The sequence below is a fragment of the Calothrix sp. PCC 6303 genome, assembly GCF_000317435.1.
Lineage (GTDB): Bacteria > Cyanobacteriota > Cyanobacteriia > Cyanobacteriales > Nostocaceae > PCC-6303.
The window spans coordinates 392,267-411,689 of the sequence record NC_019751.1 but is presented as its reverse complement, the minus strand read 5'-3'; the positions used below and the strand labels follow the sequence as shown (position 1 = coordinate 411,689).

General features: G+C 46.9%; 19 protein-coding genes. 15 read left to right on the top strand and 4 right to left on the bottom strand.

Annotation, left to right across the window (positions count from 1 at the left end):
* Positions 1–13: 13 nt before the first annotated feature.
* A complete protein-coding gene (locus CAL6303_RS01690) occupies positions 14–3,655 on the bottom strand; it encodes a WD40 repeat domain-containing protein (RefSeq protein WP_041738958.1) in 3,642 nt (1,213 codons plus the stop codon).
* A gap of 267 nt (positions 3,656–3,922) precedes the next feature.
* Here CAL6303_RS01690 and CAL6303_RS01685 point away from each other — a divergent pair, with 267 nt between their 5' ends.
* The 10 genes from CAL6303_RS01685 (at position 3,923) to CAL6303_RS28300 (ending at position 11,565) form a co-directional block, all read left to right on the top strand.
* The gene (locus tag CAL6303_RS01685) at positions 3,923–4,669 is read left to right on the top strand and encodes a hypothetical protein (protein ID WP_015196085.1); all 747 of its coding nucleotides are present in this window, start codon (positions 3,923–3,925) and stop codon (positions 4,667–4,669) included.
* A 68-nt stretch (positions 4,670–4,737) separates the two neighbouring features.
* Complete coding sequence (locus tag CAL6303_RS01680; RefSeq protein ID WP_015196084.1) at positions 4,738–5,112, top strand: pentapeptide repeat-containing protein; 375 nt, start codon at positions 4,738–4,740, stop codon at positions 5,110–5,112.
* A 144-nt stretch (positions 5,113–5,256) separates the two neighbouring features.
* Complete coding sequence (locus CAL6303_RS01675) at positions 5,257–6,078, top strand: ADYC domain-containing protein (protein ID WP_203225942.1); 822 nt, start codon at positions 5,257–5,259, stop codon at positions 6,076–6,078.
* 440 nt (positions 6,079–6,518) lie between these two features.
* Positions 6,519–6,692: a hypothetical protein gene (locus CAL6303_RS30170; protein WP_158333125.1), complete on the top strand. Its 174-nt coding sequence runs from the start codon at positions 6,519–6,521 to the stop codon at positions 6,690–6,692.
* 61 nt (positions 6,693–6,753) lie between these two features.
* On the top strand, positions 6,754–7,134 hold the full coding sequence (locus CAL6303_RS01670) for a hypothetical protein (protein ID WP_015196082.1): 381 nt from the start codon (positions 6,754–6,756) through the stop codon (positions 7,132–7,134).
* A 110-nt stretch (positions 7,135–7,244) separates the two neighbouring features.
* Complete coding sequence (locus tag CAL6303_RS30165; protein WP_158333124.1) at positions 7,245–7,421, top strand: hypothetical protein; 177 nt, start codon at positions 7,245–7,247, stop codon at positions 7,419–7,421.
* Between the two features lie 62 nt (positions 7,422–7,483).
* Complete coding sequence (locus tag CAL6303_RS01665) at positions 7,484–7,897, top strand: hypothetical protein (RefSeq protein WP_041738956.1); 414 nt, start codon at positions 7,484–7,486, stop codon at positions 7,895–7,897.
* A 110-nt stretch (positions 7,898–8,007) separates the two neighbouring features.
* Positions 8,008–10,170 (top strand): peptidase domain-containing ABC transporter, encoded by a 2,163-nt coding sequence (locus tag CAL6303_RS01660; RefSeq protein WP_015196081.1) that lies wholly within the window; start codon positions 8,008–8,010, stop codon positions 10,168–10,170.
* A gap of 111 nt (positions 10,171–10,281) precedes the next feature.
* Complete coding sequence (locus CAL6303_RS29725; RefSeq protein WP_158333123.1) at positions 10,282–10,740, top strand: hypothetical protein; 459 nt, start codon at positions 10,282–10,284, stop codon at positions 10,738–10,740.
* Positions 10,741–10,944: 204 nt separating this feature from the next.
* Entirely contained in the window at positions 10,945–11,565 is a 621-nt protein-coding gene (locus tag CAL6303_RS28300; protein WP_015196080.1) for an alpha/beta fold hydrolase, read from the top strand.
* Positions 11,566–11,638: 73 nt separating this feature from the next.
* Here the strand turns inward: CAL6303_RS28300 and CAL6303_RS01645 are convergent, their stop codons facing one another.
* Both CAL6303_RS01645 and CAL6303_RS30160 read right to left on the bottom strand, forming a co-directional pair.
* Entirely contained in the window at positions 11,639–11,953 is a 315-nt protein-coding gene (locus CAL6303_RS01645; protein WP_051036596.1) for a dihydrofolate reductase family protein, read from the bottom strand.
* A gap of 180 nt (positions 11,954–12,133) precedes the next feature.
* On the bottom strand, positions 12,134–12,388 hold the full coding sequence (locus tag CAL6303_RS30160; RefSeq protein WP_158333122.1) for a hypothetical protein: 255 nt from the start codon (positions 12,386–12,388) through the stop codon (positions 12,134–12,136).
* A gap of 290 nt (positions 12,389–12,678) precedes the next feature.
* On the opposite strand from CAL6303_RS30160, the gene CAL6303_RS01635 reads away from it, so the two are divergent.
* From CAL6303_RS01635 to CAL6303_RS01615, 5 genes are all read left to right on the top strand, one after another.
* Complete coding sequence (locus CAL6303_RS01635) at positions 12,679–13,155, top strand: hypothetical protein (RefSeq protein WP_015196079.1); 477 nt, start codon at positions 12,679–12,681, stop codon at positions 13,153–13,155.
* Positions 13,156–13,185: 30 nt separating this feature from the next.
* Positions 13,186–14,070, top strand: coding sequence for an alpha/beta hydrolase family protein (locus CAL6303_RS01630; RefSeq protein WP_051036754.1), 885 nt, complete (start codon positions 13,186–13,188; stop codon positions 14,068–14,070).
* An 80-nt stretch (positions 14,071–14,150) separates the two neighbouring features.
* Entirely contained in the window at positions 14,151–14,351 is a 201-nt protein-coding gene (locus tag CAL6303_RS01625) for a hypothetical protein (protein WP_051036594.1), read from the top strand.
* 57 nt (positions 14,352–14,408) lie between these two features.
* Complete coding sequence (locus CAL6303_RS01620) at positions 14,409–14,957, top strand: GNAT family N-acetyltransferase (protein ID WP_015196076.1); 549 nt, start codon at positions 14,409–14,411, stop codon at positions 14,955–14,957.
* A gap of 42 nt (positions 14,958–14,999) precedes the next feature.
* Positions 15,000–15,476, top strand: a complete 477-nt coding sequence (locus CAL6303_RS01615) for a GNAT family N-acetyltransferase (RefSeq protein WP_015196075.1) — start codon at positions 15,000–15,002, stop codon at positions 15,474–15,476.
* 143 nt (positions 15,477–15,619) lie between these two features.
* Here the strand turns inward: CAL6303_RS01615 and CAL6303_RS01610 are convergent, their stop codons facing one another.
* On the bottom strand, positions 15,620–19,294 hold the full coding sequence (locus tag CAL6303_RS01610; protein ID WP_015196073.1) for a WD40 repeat domain-containing protein: 3,675 nt from the start codon (positions 19,292–19,294) through the stop codon (positions 15,620–15,622).
* Between the last annotated feature and the right edge of the window lie 129 nt (positions 19,295–19,423).

The following is a 19,423-nucleotide window of genomic DNA, read 5'->3' as shown; positions in this document are numbered from 1 at the left end:
ATCTGAGCGGATCTCAATTTTTAATTGCCCCTAATACCCTCAATGTTGACTTCTGTGCTGCCGTGATGCCTGTAACTCCAGTAATATTCATACCTTCGTAGGGTCGTGGCGAGCGGAGGATTTTGATGCATTCACCCGTTTCGATATCCCATAGCCTAATGGTGGCATCAGCACTGGAGCTTGCCAGTAACTGACGATCTGGAATATTGGTGCCTTGCTGTGGGACGAAAGCCACAGAAAACACCCCATTTTCGTGACCCTGCAACACCTTCAGGCATTCACCTGTGTTGAGATCCCAAAGTCTGATAGTTCGATCGAAACTACCACTCGCTAGGCTTCGTCCATCTGGACTAAAAGCCACCGACCACACAAAGTGAGTATGACCTAGTAAAGTTTGCAAACATTTACCTGTCGCCACATCCCATAGTTTAACCTCGCGCTCGATACTACCACTGGCTAAAAGATCTCCACCGGGATTAAGAGCGATCGAGCAAATCGATTGTCCCACCTGCCAAGTGCTGATACATTCACCCGTCTGGACATTCCAGAACTTAATCATGCGATCGAAACTAGCACTAGCGAGGATATTTGGTTGGCAACTGAAGGCTACTGACATCACCCAGTGCATATGCTCTGCCAAAACGTGAAGACATTGACCTGTCGAGACATGCCACAATCTAATCGTATGGTCGGTGCTACCGCTAGCAAGAATTTGACCGTCTGCGCTAAAAACTAACGACCAGATTTCGCTGCTATGACCAGCTAAATTGTTAAAGCACAGACCATCTACCACACTCCAAATTTTGATGGTCGGATCGGCACTACCGCCACCACCAGCGAGGAGTTGTCCATCTGGACTCACTGCTACTGCTCTAATGGCATCAGTATGACCTCTAAAACCAGAATAAACACAATCTTGAATATTCCAAATTCTGACAATCTGGTCGAAGTAGCCGCTAGCCAGCAGCACGGGTAAATGAGCCGGATTTGGTTCAATCGATTCAGTTGACTTAGGCATAGGGACAAAGGCGATCGAATACAGCGTATTTGTATACCCCTGTAAAACTCGCAAACACTGACCAGTAGACAAACTCCAGAGTCTAATTGTCCGGTCTTCACCACCACTGGCGATAATTTGATAAGTCGGATCGAAAGCCATCGCCCAGATCCAATTTTCGTGACCGATTAGTGTTTTGACACATGCTCCAGTTTGAATGTCCCACAGTCGGATAGTGTGATCCTTACTACTGCTAATGAGGATTTCACCATCATGACTAAAAGCGATCGATCTCAATTCATTTTTATGCCCGACAAAAGTTCGTAAACACTTACCAGTGCTCACATCCCACAGCTTGACCGTAGCATCATCGCTGCCACTAGCGAGAAATTTTCCATCGGGACTAAAGGCTAAGGACCACACCCAGCCTTGATGACTCTCCAGTGTTTGACAACAGATTCCATTCTGGATCTGCCAGATCACAATGGTTTGAGCAGAACCACTACTGGCAATAGTTTGACCATCTGGACTGAATGCCATAGATTTGACATCATGGGGTTTGATGCCATCTTCATATTGAAGGCTGTTCAAACATTCCCCACTATTTACATTCCAGATTCGGAGGCTACAATCGTCGCTACCACTTGCTAAAATTTTGCCATCTGGACTAAATGCGACTGTGTAGACACCTTGGGTATGGTCGGTAAGTATTTTTAGACACGCGCCAGTATTGAGATCCCAGAGCCGCACAGTGCCGTCAAAACTAGCGCTGGCTAGTGTTTGACCATCGGGGCTGAAAGTCACAGCTTGCACCCAATTGGTATGACCGCTTAAGATCGACTGAAGTTGATGAGTGCGAGCATCCGACAAGCGAATATCGCCGTTGAAATCGCCGCTAGCCAAACAGTGTCCGTCTGGACTAAAGGCGACTGAGTGAATACTGCTGAAAGTTTCGGTAAAAACTGACTTAGCCAAATCGGTGTGAGCAAAATTAGTATCGTGTAAATTCATGCCTAGTAGATAAGCTTGCCAAATGCACAGATCGGAAAAATCATAGCCGCTCAAGTCGAACTGCAAGTGTCGTAATAAGTTAATTAAATTACCCCCTGCATAGCCCCTGGTTCCTGCAAATTCGGTTCGCAGTTGAGCCAACAATCGATTGAGTTGCTGCTTAATTTCTAGTTTCGATCGCAATTTACCCAGTAGTCGATCGACTAGCGGGACTAAAATCATCCGCACTTGGCTCTCCCGCACATATTCTTGCGCTTGAGCCTGAAGCAGTGCATGGCTATGAAAGATCGCTAAATTCAGACTGGTAATTTCCGCGCATACTCGATCGATTAATACGGCAGTGACATATTCCATCACCACTGGTTGCAAGGTAAAGCAGCCAGAACTTTTTTCAATTAGACTCTGCCGATCTAATAATTGTAATGCGCCTAAGACTTGCGTTCGAGAACCGGTCGGAATGAAATCTGCTAACAATTGAGAAATCGATATGGCTTCGCGCGCGATCGCTAACCAGTACAATACCTGTTGCTCTATCTGAGATAATCTATCGAATTGCTGACCTAATAAAGCCTCAATCCCATCGCAGAGAATTACTCCCTGTTCTAAAAATCCACTCACTTTACCGTCAAATAAATCCCGAATCGTGGTTGCCGCAATTTTAATCGCTAACGGGTTGCCAGAGTAAGATTGCTGTAAGTGTTGCCAATCCCTGAAATCGTCTGTATGACACCCATTAGCAGACCCGATCGCGGCTACTTCGATGTCACTCAAACCAATTAAATCCAGCGTGCAAACTGCCGCAGATTCCCCTTCTAAAGGAATCAAAGTTCGGGGCTTTTCCCGACTGGTTAATAATAAACAACTAGCATGATGTTCCGTAGCGATCCGGCGCAGGAGTTCGCTATACCCCGCATAACCATCACGATAACCGCCATGCGCGAGTATAGATTCAAAATTATCGAAGACAATCAGACAGCGAGTAGTGCGTAAATATGCCATCAATTGCGATATCTGAGCATCCACAGTATCCGCAGGTTCGGTTTGCTGTTGGTGGGAGACAAAGGCAATAAGTTGAAAGAGAATTTTATCCAGCGGTGGGGCATTTCGGAGGGACTGCCAGATGATGCACTCGAAATTTTGATTTGCAGCGGCTAACTTTTGGGCGAGCTTGGCTGCTAATGATGTTTTGCCCATCCCGCCCATGCCGACGATCGAAATCAGCCGACAACGTGGTTCAAGGGGATTAACTTCAGAATTGTTATCCAGCCATCGTTCCAACTGCTGGAGTTCATTTTCGCGCCCAATGATGCTAGAAACATCGATCTGTTCTCCCCAGTAACAATCTCGATCTGGGGGCGAAGCTGGAGTAACTTCTGGCACAGCTAATTTAGGCGAATGATCTCGCTGGCGACGCAATACCGCTTGCAAATTATTTTTGGTGACAGGTTCGCCCAATGCCTGAGTTAATTGTCGCCACAGTTCATAACCGACATCGCGGATATAGCCAGTATCATAGCCGATCTGCTCTGCCATATCGGGGTAGGTGCGACCTTCCCAAGCGTGACGAAACACCTGCTCTTGAATATCTCGGAGACTTTGAGATTGAAGCAGTCGATCGAGTAATGCTAAGGCTTCATCTGCTGTCATCGGCAAAGAACCTGCCAGAATGTCTAGCCTTATTCTAGTCCTAATAATTCGTAAATTACAATCGAAGATCCGATCTTTTCCGATCATCAACAGCAGTTTTTCTCCGATCTTTTCTGGCTGTCAAACTATCAGGGGGCGCATATTCTGGAGATATGGAGCAAGTTGATACCGACATCAATCCAACTGACTATCGATACAGGAGAAAACCATATTGCATTTACAAGCAAAAAATTTTACCACTATCAAATTACAACGGAGCAGCTCGCCATGAAACCCATATTGGGAAAAATCGCAGAACATAAGCAAGCCTATGCCAATCTGCCATTGTTTTTATACATGCGCGATGCCAGCTTGACTGAAGAGGCGCGGCTTGCTTTCTATCCTTGCATGGCGCACTTCATTCTCAGCTTCGGCGACATCAACAAGTATATGCTCCGCGAGGAACCCACGACCGATCGACACCAAAAGCGAGTCAACATTCATACCTATGAGGACGATCGACACTGGCCTTGGTACCTTGAAGATTTCGCTAAGTTGGGTTTCGATCGTCTCTGCACCCCATCCGCATGGATGCGTTTTCTCTGGAGTGAGGAGACCCGCCAAAACCGCATCCTGACCTACCGACTAGCTACTTTGATCGATCGGGCAAGTGCAATCGAACGGATTGCCATCATTGAAGCAATTGAAGAGACCGGAAACGTACTCTTCAGTACCATGCTCGATCTGGCAACGGCAATCGAACGCCGACGCGGAATCGAACTTCGTTATTGTGGAGAATTCCATTTTGCGCTGGAGTCTGGACATTCGGCAGGAAGCGATCGCCTTGAGATTGCTGAAATTTCGCTGGATGAAGCAACCCAAGCACATTGCCTATTGCTTGTTGATGAAGTCTTCGCATTATTTGAAGCCTGGACGCAGGAACTGCTCTCCTATGCAACAAGAAAACACGCTCACGATTTAGACGATCGCTATGCTCGACTAGCGATCTCCAACCATGAAATTTTAATCAAGTAATTACACGATCGATTTCCACAAACTCAACTTCTACAAATCCGCAAAGGTTACAAACAGGAGAATTACCAATGTTAAATCAACTTACTCAAAGCAATAAGCTATCTCAACTCATACTAACAGCAGGACTCTGCTTGGCTACAGTTTTAGCAATCCAGATCGATCGCCCTGCTACCAGAGCCACTGAGAAAAATCTCAACGAAAATGGTCTTATCCTAAACGGAACAAGTTTTAATGGAACGAGCTTTAATGGAGCAAACTTGAATGGAACCAGCTTTAATGGCGCAAGCTTGAATAGGACTGGTCTTAGGGCGAACGGAGTCCACTTTAAAAGGTTTGGATTAACCTCACCGACCTCGGTAACCGCTACCCTTAACCAAAAGCCCATCGCAAAAATCCATTTAGAAGGTGGTCAACTTGCGCTCAAGATTAAAAGAAGCGATTGACGGATTTCGATCCGCAATAACTTCCCTACAACAATCTGAAACTAATTGGAGGCTTCTGGCTCCAGGAAGGAGAAGGGTCTGGAGGTGGTGGTATTCACGATTGATTGAAGACTGCCACCTCCCATAACTACCATGAAGTTTGCTATGAGATTTACACAAAAAATGTCTGTTTCCTTGCTTTTGGCAGCTGGCTGTCTCCTGATGATTGTTGCATCCATTCAAGTCCAGAAAAACCTGAATTGGGAGCGCGGGGTGGAGGATCTGGCGATCGAGGGACAGGACGTAGCCGGAACCGAACTAACGGTTGTTGAAGGTGGGCGATCGCTCAAACTCAAAATCGCTCATGTTGACTTAGATCGTCAAGATCCCGAACGAGAGATTTATCTCTACACCATTCTTTACCGCGATCGGGTCTCCGAACAGTGGCAAAATTATTGCCAACCAGATCGCCACAATGTTGCTAAAGCAATTCCCCTTTCGGGATATTGGGACGAAACAGGTAAACACCATGAGAATGGTCGTATTACCTTTGCTTGTACCAATGGGGTTTTAGCCAAATGTGTTCGTTTTGGTTATAAACCCTGGAAAACAGTTCAGGGGCGATCGCTGCGAGATTTCCATCAAGCTTGTACCCGCATGGTTCGGGCAGATTATTGCGGGAATGGTCGCGCTCACACTAGAGATGGGACAGCCATTGACATCTATGACCGACTGAGAATTCAAACCCGTACTCCTCAGAGTGGCATGATTTTGGAAGCAGCTTGGAGTCCTGATGGTGCAGTATTTATCAATCGGACTCGGTGGCCAGAGTCCTTGGCTCAGATTGAGAAGGAATGTCCTGAGCGACTCAAAAGCCCTGTGTCTAAAGCAATCACTCCCACAGCTATCCAACAGCAACTGTCTGAAGTGCTGCTTGTCAATGATTCATTAGACCTCCTGCGAAAGTCCCCACCTCAAAAAATATAGATTTCTGTGCTGTTCCACATTTCTTTCTTCCTTTGCACCTACCGCTAGGCGTTCCGCTTGCGGTAGGTGCGTCTTTGCGTGAGATCTAAAAATGTGGTTCATTTACCTGAACATCCCTGTAAGTATCACTGCTTGCCGTTTTGTTTGGAAAAGATATTTCGAGAACAATCCCTAATGCTAATTATCTAACAATTACGACCGACTTTTCCGATCTTTTCCGATCGTCAACACCAGACTTTTGCCGATCTTTTCTGGCTGTCAATCTGTCTGGGGGGGAATATTCTGGGGATATGGAAGAAGTTAAACCTTCCCTTCGTTGGCGTAGCGTCTCAGAATGAGAATCGACACCTACTCTTTCCTTAACCGATCGAGCAGTCAAAAATATCTACTGGCGGGGAGTTTTACCGTTGTGTCCCCTTGCTACATCTAGAAGGAGAGCGATGTCACAGATGCAGACAGTATCAAACTTGACCGATCGCTATTTACGACAAGATGTGGAGTTTCTATCGCTTCCTCCACTTTATTGCTACCAAAGGCAGGCTAAACCCTGCATCAGAGCGGACAGAGGTGGCAATCTTCTACTCGATTGGAGTAATGACAAGTTTATGAGTTAGTAGCTCGGTAATTTTGTCAGATCTCCACAAATCAACTAATTATTTACTAGGAAAAAACATCATGACTTTCTCTAAATCTAACCTCAATCTTCTCTCAGAATCTCTGTTTACGGAATTGACAGCAGACCAGGCTCAAATGCTTGAAGGTGGCAAGCGGATCGATATTCTAGTCGTTCGCTGTATTCAGGCTGGTGGTGGTTCTGACAGCCTGTCTTTCACCATTAATGGCCAGAAGGTTGGTAGCACGATCTTTATGCAAAATAACGGTGTTGCCAATGTTGGTGCGAGTGCAAACTTCGACGGATCGGCACGCGTTCGCTTGCTTGATGGGGGTAGCCGTATGACAAGTTTTAGTGCCTCCAGCAATACTAATGGTTCACAGACCCTGCGGGTTAGCGGTGGCGGCTCGATCTACGATGTGACATTCAAGGTTGGTAATTAACCTGCGATCTTAATGCTGACAATCGACCCTCAACCGATCGAGCAGTCAAAAATATCTACTGGTGGGGAGTTTTACCGTTGTGTCCCCTTGCTGCATCTAGAAGGAGAGCGATGTCACAGATGCAGACAGTATCAAACTTGACCGATCGCTATTTACGACAAGATGTGGAGTTTCTATCGCTTCCTCCACTTTATTGCTACCAAAGGCAGGCTAAACCCTGCATCAGAGCGGACGGAGGTGGCAATCTTCTACCCGATCGGAGTAATGACAAGTCGATGAGTTATTAGCTCGCTAATTTTGTCGGATCTCCACAAATCAACCCAATTATTTACTCTAGGAAAAAAACATCATGATTTTCTCCAAATCTAACCTCAATCTTCTCCCAGAATCTCTGTTTATAGAATTGACCGCAGACCAAGCGGAAATGCTCGAAGGCGGCAAGCGGGTTGATATTTTAACCGTTAAGTGCATTACGACTGGTGATACTGATGGTACTGACGAATTGTTCTTCAACATTAATGGTAAGGATTTACAGCGAAATAATCCGCTCAAGATGAAGGCTGATCGTGTCGCGAATGCTGGTGTGAGTGCAAACATCAACAATAATTCATTCGCGCGCATTAATTTGTTAGATAAGACTAATAGTGGCGGTTCTTTCTTCTTGGGCGGTATTGTAGACGGTGGCATTCACGATACCCCTATTACGCTGCGTGTTAAGGCTAATGGTGGTGAGTACGATGTGACCTTCAGGATTATTGACTAGTAACTTTAGATGCGATCGTAACGCTTACAATTCCCCCTAACTCTCTTAAAAACATAGATTTAGGGGGATCGCAACTTTATCTTTATTCCCTTCATCTTCCCCCCACTCCCATGCGTTATCCACTCATTCTCCAACAATCCGAAGAAGACTGCGGTGCTGCCTGCCTCGCCACCGTTGCTAAATTCCACGGTCGCAACTTCAGCATCGGTCGCATCCGCGAACTAGCAGGCACCCGATCGCGGGGCACCACTATGCTCGGACTCGGTAGAGGTGCCGAATCCCTCGGTTTCCAAGTGCGCCACGTCAAAGCCTCACCGCAACTTTTAGCTAATCTGGCTCAAGCACCATTGCCCGCGATCGTGCATTGGAAAGGCTATCACTGGGTCGTTATCTACGGTAAAAATCGCCGCAATCGTTATATTGTCGCCGATCCTAGTATTGGATTGCGCTATCTCAGTGAAGCGGAATTGATGTCGGGTTGGACGAATGGGGCGATGCTGTTACTCTCGCCGACGGAGATGTTTTACCAACAGACGGAAGACAAGCAGACTGGGTTTGGCAAGTTTGTCAAACGGGTGTGGCCCGATCGGGGTTTGTTGGTACAAGCGATCGGTTTAAACGTTGTCATTGGCTTACTGGCATTGGCTTCGCCGTTAATGATGCAATTGTTGACGGATGATGTGTTGGTGCGGGGCGATACGGAATTGCTGCTGATAGTAGCTTTGGGTGTGGTGGCGATGACGCTGATTCGGAGCGTTATTAATCTGATTCAAGCGCAGTTAATTGGCTATTTTGGGCAACGATTGCAGATGGGATTGGTACTCGAATATGGGCAGAAGCTATTGCATTTGCCGCTATCCTATTTTGAAGGGCGACGCAGTGGTGAGGTAGTCAGCCGGATTGCAGACGTGTCGGCAGTGCATTCATTAGTGGCGCAGTTAGTATTAGGTTTGCCCAGTCAGTTTTTTATTGCAGTAGTCTCGTTAGCGTTGATGCTGTTTTATAGTTGGGAGTTAACGATTGCCTCGACAGCGATGTTTACGGTGCTGGTTGGTGTTAATTTTCTCTTCTTACCAGCGATTCGGCAGAAGACTCGCGATCTGATTATTCAAGGTACTGAAAATCAGGGCTTTCTCGTCGAAACCGTGCAAGGCGTTGAAGTCCTAAAAACCACCCAGGCGACAACTCAGGCTTGGCAGGAATATCAAGCGAATTTCAGTCGGTTGGCGCATTTGGGGTGGGGGACGATGAAGTTGGAACTGTATAGTGGCACAGTAACGGGCATTTTATCGAGTTTGGTAAGTATCGGGCTGTTGTGGTTGGGCAGTTATTTGGTGATTAGTCAGCGGTTGAGTGTGGGGCAGTTGTTGGCTTATAGCGGCATGAGTGGGAATTTCTTTGGGTTCTTGTTAGCCGCGATCGGGATTGTGGATGAATTCATTCGCGCTCAGGTGATTTTACAACGCTTGGGTGAGGTGATGGATGCGACTCCAGAAGACGCGCCAGATGCCCAAAAGCCCTGGGTGGAGCTATCAGCAACGGCGGATATTTACTGTGAAAAATTGCGATTTCATCATTCGGGGCGAGTGGATTTGTTACAGGATTTGGATTTGATAATTCCTGGTGGAGGTATGACGGCGCTAATCGGTCGATCGGGTTGTGGCAAAAGTACGTTGGCGAAATTGCTATCGGGCTTGTACCAAGCGCAATCCGGCAATATTCGGTATGGGATTTACGATCGCAGCGAGCTGGCGTTAGATTGTTTGCGACAGCAGGTGGTGTTGGTCCCCCAAGATGCCCATTTTTGGAGTCGATCGATCGTCGATAATTTCCGCTTTAGCTATCCCGATGCAAGTTTCGAGCAAATCGTGCGGGCTTGTGAGATTGTGGGGGCGGATGAGTTTATTGAGCAATTGCCAGACAAGTATCAAACGGTGTTGGGTGAGTTTGGGGCGAATCTATCGGGGGGGCAACGGCAACGGTTAGCGATCGCGCGGGCGTTGTTAGCCAATCCAGCGATTTTGATTTTGGATGAATCTACATCGGCACTCGATCCTGTAAGTGAGGCGATGTTATTAGAGCGATTGCAGCAGCATCGGCGGGGGCAAACGACAGTGTTAATTAGCCATCGTCCGCAGGTAATTGGGGCTTGCAATTGGGTAGTAATGCTGGAGCAGGGGCAGGTGGTGAGTCAAGGGACACCGGAGGAATTGCGGCGGCGCGAGGGATTGCATCGATCGTTTTTGACCCCAGAATTGGCGTTGATGCCGTAGGGGCGATTTATCAAATTAGAGGTTAATTTTATGACATCCAATGCATTACCTAATTTAAACGATGTGCTGCCGCCACTCAGTCCGTGGGCGCGGTTTGGGAGCCTTGGTGTAGTGGCTTTGATCGGAGGCGCGATCGCCCTCACGACCAAAATCCCCTATCGCAGCACCACACAGGCGAATGCGATCGTCACTCCCAATCGCACTATTCAAGCACTCGTTCCTGCCGATTCGATCGATCGAATCGCACCCCAGCAACTGGCTCAAATGCGCGTTATAGCTTGCCCTTATGGTGAGTTTGGGACATTAAAAGGGCAGGTAACAACGATCGCCACCCAACCTGCGACGGTGACTGATTCGATTCCGCACGGCGGACGCTACGCGAACGTGACACAATTGAGCCAACCGATGTTATATGCGGTGACGATTCAACCCCAAACTTTAGTCTTAAAACAAGCAGCAAAATCCTGTTCCGTGAGGGTGGGGATGCAGGGTCAGCTCGATATTGTGTTACGGGAGGAGTCGCTCGCGCGATCGATATTACGGCGGCTGCGGCTAGATGGGACGTATTAGTTAAGGCTTTTCAGGAATAACTATGCAAAATTATCATTTAAATTCCAATTCAACAAAGAAACAAGTCTGAAGTTATGGCTCTCCTAGACTAGCTATGACAGATTAATATCAATAAAACAATAAAAGTATTAAAAATTCTTAAGTAGAATTGCCTAGGAATTTTACCAGACAACATAAACACTTTTAGTCCCTCTGGGTATTATAATGCAGCTTGAATTATTTTCGAGATCGCCTACGAATCACAGAAATGGCAATAGCATCTTATTCGTTCACGGTGCGTATCATGCTGCATGGTGTTGGGAAGAGCATTTTCTAGATTATTTTGCCAATTCTGGATATTTTGCCTATGCTCTCAGTTTGCGGGGGCATGGCAATAGCGAACGCTCAAAATCTCCACAAGTTGGTTTTGACGAATACTTAGTAGATATCGATCGAACGGTACAGCAGCTCGGATACCAGACAATTTTAGTAGGACACTCGTTGGGTGGAATGCACGCGCGGGTAGTTACGCCAGGAAATCCCGAACTGAATGGACTGGGGTGTATTCGGGAGGTGCTAGTCGGTCAAAAGATTCGGTATCTAGAAGAGATCGTGGCATGGTCGAAGCCGATCTCATTTGAATATTTAATTCGAGAGGCATCGATGCCAATTCGAGATTATGGTTCGCGCTTAGAGTTGACCAGTGCCAGTAATGGCGGCACCGACATTATTTGGACTTCCCATTACGATATTCCGATCCCGATCGTCGGGTTGTACATGAAAAATCAGTACGAAGTTGCATTCCGGCAGATTTTACAGAATACGAGTCATCTATTCGATGCTTAAAACTCTCATATAAGGTGAGAGTAAAGAGGGGGAATTGCAAGTTATTTAATACTCATTCCTAAATGATTCCTCTCTAATGTTTTACCTGATAGTGAAGCAACATAAAACCGTTGTTGTAGATCTTGCTGGTGGTGAATTCCAATATAGTTTGTTTGAAAGTACCTGCAAATAAGGGAATACCCGCTCCGAGAAGAAGAGGATTGACTTTCAGAATCAATTCATCAATTTCTGAGAATAGAGTTGTTGCTAAATCGCCACCATCACACAACCAAATATCCTTGCCCTGTTGTTGTTTTAAATCTTTGACAACTGCTACAGGATCGGTTGAAATTAACTCGATATTATCGAGATTTTCCCTCAGAGTTCGCGAAAAAACGTACTGCTGCATCTGTGGGTAAGGGTTATTGATCTGACTGCCTGACACATCTCATCAAAGCCTTGGTTTTACGTTCTAACCTTGATGAGCTTGATACGGCACAATAAGGGTTTCAAGCAATAAATCTAGTCTAAATTACCAGACTAAACGCAAGCACTAAATCCTTACCTCGCAAGCATTTCGAGAGTTCTGTCAGGCAACCAGGTTATTGATGCCTACCTTTAATCCAACTTCATAAGTCCTGCGTCCCATCAACACCGTATCAAAGCACTTATTTTCACCACTGATGCCCAGGGTGTCGCGAAACTGCGCGGGAAAGGTTTTGGGAAATGTAGCAATTAAATCGGCGAAATGCTCTCCTACCATCAGAAAACCATCATGCGTAACATCTAGATGAGCGATAAATCGATCTACAGTACAAGCGACGTAATATTTGATCTGACGCATATTGAATCTCCAGTCAAAGAGTCCACTATTCGATCGGATTGAAACTTTTAACGCTTGTGTAATGAGAATGAAATTGCCGTTCCCAAGATAAAAATAGGTCGATTTTGTAGCTTCGATCGATCCCTTAATTCTCATCATCTCACAATTTCAATCGACGATCCGATCTTTCCCGATCTTTTCTGGCTGTCAAACTACTTGTCAGAACTTATTCTAAAAGACATGGAGCAGGTCGATCCATTCTTCCTTTCCAATTCACAATTAAAGCAGAAGATCTGAAGAAGGTAATAAACATGATTCATCATATTTCGATTGCTGTCAACGAGCCACAGCATGTGGCTGATGTAATTGCCGAGTTATGGCAAGGACGAGCTGTGCCCTTTCCGGCTCATGAGGGCAGCTATATTGCCTTTCGTTTCGATCTTTATGGTACAGCTATTGAGGTAATGCCGAAAAGCCTGATTTTGAAGCCAGGGTTAGAAACAGACGCTGTGCAGTTTGCTGACTTTGAGCCAGCTACGGGCTATACGGCTACTCATGCAAATATTTCAGTGGCTGTGAGCGAACAAAAAGTCTATGAGATTGCCGAACGTGAAGGTTGGCGAGCTGTGCGGTGTAGACGCGGCGGAGCGGTCGATTTAATCGAACTGTGGGTTGAAAACCAGGTGATGCTGGAGTTGTTGCCGCCAAATCTGATGGCAGAATACCTTGCAGTAGTGGAACCCAATAGCTTGAGTGCGCTTTTGAAAAACTTAGCTACCGCCCAATAGCGACATATGGCAATTGGAGTAATTCACACTATGGCACAAGCTCAATTTCTCAGTCCTCAACAGGTCAATCGACTCCCCTCATCGCCAGCCGATCGACGAATCCACTACGGGAGCGAACCTTTTCAATTTGGCGATCTGCGACTGCCGCAGGCTCCAGGGAGTCACCCCGTTGCTGTTGTGATTCATGGCGGCTGCTGGAAATACAGACATGGCGATCTCACTGCCGATCTTCAGAATACGGCGGCTCTCTCCTCGGCCTTAACTCACCACGGGATCGCCACCTGGAATATTGAATATCGTCAAATCGATATTCCAGGGGGTGGATGGACGGGGACATTTGAGGATGTCGCCAATGCGATCGATTACTTACGGCTGCTGGCTAAAACCTACGCGCTAGACTTGAATCGGGTGGTTATCGTCGGTCATTCTGCGGGCGGGCATCTGGGCACTTGGGCAGCCGCTCGGCATCGGTTGCCCCAACAGAGTTACTTTTTGTTTGAAGATCCGTTGCGTGTCGTTGGTGTCGTTAATTTGGCGGGAGTAGTAGATCTAGAAGCATTTCTACCAATGCAGAACCAGTCTTGTGGCGAACCTACGATTACAACCCTAATCGGCGGCACTCCTGCCCAAGTGCCCGAACGATATCGACTAGCATCCCCATCCCATCTTTTGCCGCTAGGAGTGAAACAGATCTTAATTTATGGCGCACAAGATAAAGTTGTCCCGCCGGAGTGGGGACAAAAATATGCGGAAGCAGCCAGAAAGACAGGTGACGATATGACCTTTACATCGATCGAAAATACATCCCATTTTGAACTCATCGCGCCTGGAGCTGAGGCTGGCGATCGGGTTGAGAATGCTGTGCTGTGGCTGCTGAATTTAAAGAACAAAGAATCAGAAAAGATCGGTGCTTAAAAATAAAGATCGTACATCAGTAAAGCATGAGGTAATTTATATCCAGTTGGCGCATCGATACATCGATATTTACAGTAGGAATGAGCTTGTTTGCAGTTGGTGCTTGGATCGCCAAAGAGTTACCCCACTGGGTATCGCTTTTGTGGATACTTTCGACGATCGTTGGATTCATGGGTTATTTTATCCCATGTCTTAACTTATTATTTGCCTTGTCTGGGGTAATCTTTGGTATTGGTTTTGCTGGCGCAGGTGTGAAGATTTGGTCATCAACAAGCAAATAAATTAAATCGATTTATAGTTACTAATTTCAACTAACCATTCCCATTATTCCAAACACCATGAAAAACAGTTCATTTATAGAATCCAATGTTACCCTAACTCCCTTCTCCAGCACTGATATCGATCGACTGAGACATTGGATGACGGCTCCTCATGTCGCAATGTGGTATCCCGAACCTGAAGACCATATTGCCTGGGCAGCCAATCCACCGCCTAGTGGCGATTCTGCACAGCAGACGCTCCGCGAGCGATCGCTAATCACCGTTGACGGTCGATCGGTTGGCTATATTCGCTGGCAGTCTGTGTCGCGCGAAGTTCTCGATTCAGTCGGTCTGTATGAGATCCCCGCCGGATCGGTTGATGTCGATTTGCTGATTGGCGATCTGGCGTTTGTGGGTCGAGGAATTGGTCCGAAAGCACTGCTGCTATTGGTGTCACAGCTTCGCCACAGAGGAGATGTGCCCTTGGTCGGTCTGAGTCCCAGCGTCCAGAATTTATCTGCACAGCGAGCCTATGCCAAGGCTGGCTTTCACGTCTTACGTGAGTATTACGTACCAGTATACGGACAGCTTTGTCTGATGGTCTGTAATCTCAATAAAGCTGCCTAACACACCCATGCACACAGATCGATATTAGTGAGGATACTCTGTATGTCCGAGTCCAACATTGAAGTAACACTGCGCGAGATAACTAAAGACAACTGGCGTGATATCCTTCGCTTAAAGGTAGCCCCATACCAAGAGCAATTTGTAGCATCCAACGCCATGTCGATTGCAGAAGCACATTTTAACCCAGAGGTTGCTTGGTTCCGCGCAATCTACGCTGGTGATGTGCCAGTCGGTTTTTTGATGTTGGAAGACGATGTAGTTCGGCAAGAGTACTTTCTTTGGCGTTTTATGATAGACGAGCAATACCAGGGGCGTGGTTATGGGCGAAAAGCTTTGGAGTTGTTCTTCGCACACGTCAAGACGCGCCCTGGAGCGGACGCGATCGAAACAAGTTGCGTGCCAGCCAAAGGTAGTCCCGGTTTGTTCTACGAAAAGATGGGTTTTGTTTATACCGGACAAGAAGAGAACGGCGAACTTGTAATGCGACGTGAATTGCAATCTAGAAACGGAGGACGATGATGATTGAGATCCGGTTGTTTGAAGCAGAGGATGCCGCACAAATAGCGCAACTGTTCCATGAAACAGTGCGTGAAATTAATCGAGAGGTTGTCTGTTAGGCGTTCGAGGTTATGGCGATCACCTTCAAAGATCGCCAATAGATTCTATAGGGTGGCTCCTAAAGCCGTTAAATTTTCCTGCTGGGCAGCAGTCAATCCTTGGATGCCGCGAATATTCATCCCCTCGTAGGGTCGCGGCGATCGAATGATTTTGACGCATTCACCTGTGGCAACATCCCAGAATCGAATGGTGGCATCAGTACCGGTACTGGCTAACAACTGACGTTCGGCAAAATCCGCATTGTAGTGCGGCACAAAAGCCACTGCGAACACACCATGCTTATGCCCCTGCAAGATCTTCAGACATTGCCCGCTGGGCACATCCCAAAGCCTGACGGTACCGTCATAGCTGCCACTAGCAAGGATTCGACCGTCAGGGCTAAATGCCACAGACCGAGCAAACGCTTGATGACCGGGTAAAACTTGGAAACATTCACCAGTGTTAATGTGCCAAAGTGCAACGGCATTGTCAACACTACCACCTGCTAAAATATCGCCACTAGGACTCACCGCGATCGAGATAATCCCTGACCGATGACCCTGCAAAGTACGGATACATTCACCTGTTCGGATATTCCAAAACGAGATCGTCCGACTCGAACTCACTAGCATCGGTGGGGAGACAATAAAAGCTACCGCTGTGACCCAATCTGTATGCCCTGTCAAAATCTGGAGACACTCACCCGTCAGCGTGCTCCAAAGTCTAACTGTATGGTCTGAGCTACTACTGGCAAGGATTCGACCGTCAGGACTAAATGCCATCGACCACAGACCATCGGTATGTCCGGTTAAAATGTGGCAGCACCGACCATCGCCAACCTGCCAAAGTTTAATAATCGGGTCTTCTCCAGTACCCCCACTAGCGAGGAATCGACCGTCTGGACTGAAGGCTACTGTTCGGATGGAGCTATTATGACCGCTAAAACTCGTAGATCGATTCCCCGCAGGGGAGGCTACGCCAACGTCTTCGATATTCCAGAGTCGCAGTGCGCCGCCAAAGTATCCAGTAGCTAGCATCCCTGGCGAATCTGCCACCTGTGGAGGGACAAAATCCATCGCATAGATCGTATTTGCGTAGCCCTGAAAAACTCTCAGACACTTGCCAGTAATCAAACTCCACAGTCTCACGGTCCGATCTTCACTACCGCTAGCCACGAGCTGATGAGTCGCATTGCAAGCGATCGACCAAACCCAATCCTCATGCCCAACCAGCGTCTTCAAACACCGTCCAGTCCGCACATCCCACAATTTAATGGTTCGATCCTTGCCACCGCTGACGATCGTTTGACCATCGGGACTAAAAATGACCGACTTCAATTCATCGCTGTGTCCCAAACAAGTTCTCAAACACTCGCCAGTAATCGCATCAAACAGCTTGACGGTACCGTCGTCCCCGCCACTGGCAATGGTTAGACCATCGGGACTGAATGCCACCGAAAAGACTCTACCTTGATGACTCGCCCATGTTTTCAAACATTGCCCGTCGCGAACGTTCCACAGCCGAATGTTTGCATCGACACCGCCACTGACAATGGTTTCACCGTCGGGACTGAATGCCACTGAGTAAGCTGCCTGAGTATAGTCGGTGAATCTCTGCAAGCACTCACCCGTGTTGACATCCCAGATCCCGATCGTCCAATCGTCGCTACCGCTGACTAGAAAATCATCACAACCACTGACTAAGAGGTTGCCATCGGGACTAAATGCCACTGAATTGACTGATTGGGTGCGATCGGTTAATGTCTGCAAGCACTTGCCAGTATTGACATCCCATAGCTTCATGGTGCAATCATAACTGCCACTGACTAGCGTTCGACTATCGGGACTGAAAGCCATCGCTCGTACCCAATGAGTATGACCGCTGGATATCGATTGCAGTTGCTTTGTGCGGGTATCCCACAAGCGAATACTGCCGTTAAAATCGCCGCTAGCCAACCAGCAACCGTCTGGGCTAAAAGCGATCGCATGAATACTGCTGAATGTTTCGGTAAAAACTGAGTTCGCCCAATCAGTATTCGCAAAATTAGTATCGTGTAAATTCATGCCGGGTAGATAGGCTTGCTGAATGCAAAGATCGGAAAAATCATAGCCGCTCAAGTCGATCTGTAAGTGCTGCAATAGATTAATTAAATTACCACCCGCATAGCCCTTGGTATCAGCAAATTCAGTTCGCACTTTCACTAATACGCGATCGAGTTGCTGCTTAATTTCTAATTTCGATCGCAATTTACCGATAAGTCGATCGACCAGCGGCACTAAAATCATCCGCACTTGACTCTCCCGTACATAGTCTTGAGCCTGAGCCTGAATCAGTGCGTGATTATTAAAATTTGCTATATCTAGAGTCGTAATTTCCTCGCATATTCGATCGACAAATACGGCGGTGACATATTCCATCACCACGGGTTGCAGGGTAAAACATCCAGAACTCTTTTCAATCAAACTTTGCCGATCTAATGATTGTAATGCGGCTAAAACTTGCGTTCGACAACCGCTAGGAATGAAATCTGCTAACAATTCGGCGATCGATACAGCTTCACGCCCGATCGCTAGCCAGTACAGAATTTGTTGCTCGATCTGGGATAATCGGTCGAATTGTTGGCTCAATAAAGCCTCAATCCCATTACAGAGAATTATCCCCTGCTCTAAAAATGCAGTTACGTTACCATCAAATAGATCCCGAATCGTGGTCGCAGCAATTTTAATCGCTAATGGGTTGCCAGCGTAAGATTGTTGTAAATGATGCCAGTGGCTCTGGGCATTAGTATGACAACCATTTGCAGTCCCAATCACTTCTACTTCGATCGCACTTAAACCAGATAAATTTAGCGTGCGAACTGCCCCAGAGTCACCTTCTAAATGAATCAAGGTTTTGGGCTTTTCCCGGCTGGTTAATAATAAACAACTAGCATGATGTTCGGTAGCAATCCGGCGGAGAAGTTCGCTATAGCCAGCATAACCCTCACGATAACCACCATGCGCGAGTATAGATTCAAAATTATCAAAGACAATCAGACAGCAAGTAGTGCGTAAATATGCCATCAATTGCGAGATTTGAGCATCCACAGTGTCCGCAGGTTCGGTTTGCTGTTGGTGAGACAGAAAGGCAATAAGCTGAAATAGAGTTTTATCCAGCGGTGGGGCATTACGGAGGGATTGCCAGATGATGCGGTCGAATTTTTGATTTGCAGCGGCTAACTTTTGGGCGAGCTTGGCTGCTAATGATGTTTTGCCCATCCCGCCCATGCCGACGATCGAAATCAGCCGACAACGTGGTTCAAGGGGATTAACTTCAAAATTGTCATCTAGCCATCGTTCCAACTGTTGGAGTTCATTTTCTCGCCCAATGACGCTGGAAACATCAATTTTCTCTCCCCAATAGCAATCTCGTTCTGGAAATGATGCTGGGATAACTTCTGGCACCGCTAATTTAGGCGAATGATCTCGCTGGCGACGCAATACCGCTTGCAAATTATTTTTGGTGACGGGTTCGCCCAATACCTGAGTCAATTGTCGCCACAGTTCGTAGCCGACATCGCGGATATATCCAGTATCATAGCCAATCTGCTCGGCTATATCGGGGTAGGTGCGACCTTGCCAAGCGTGACGAAACACTTGCTCTTGAATATCTCGCAGACTCTGTTTTTGGAGCAGTCGATCGAGTAATGCTAAGGCTTCATCTGCTGTCATCGGCAAAGAACCTGCCAGAATGTCTAGCATTATTCTAGTCCTAATAATTCGTAAATTACAATCGAAGATCCGATCTTTTCCGATCGTCAACAGCAGTTTTTCTCCGATCTTTTCTGGCTGTCAAACTATCAGGGGGCGCATATTCTAAAAGACATGGAG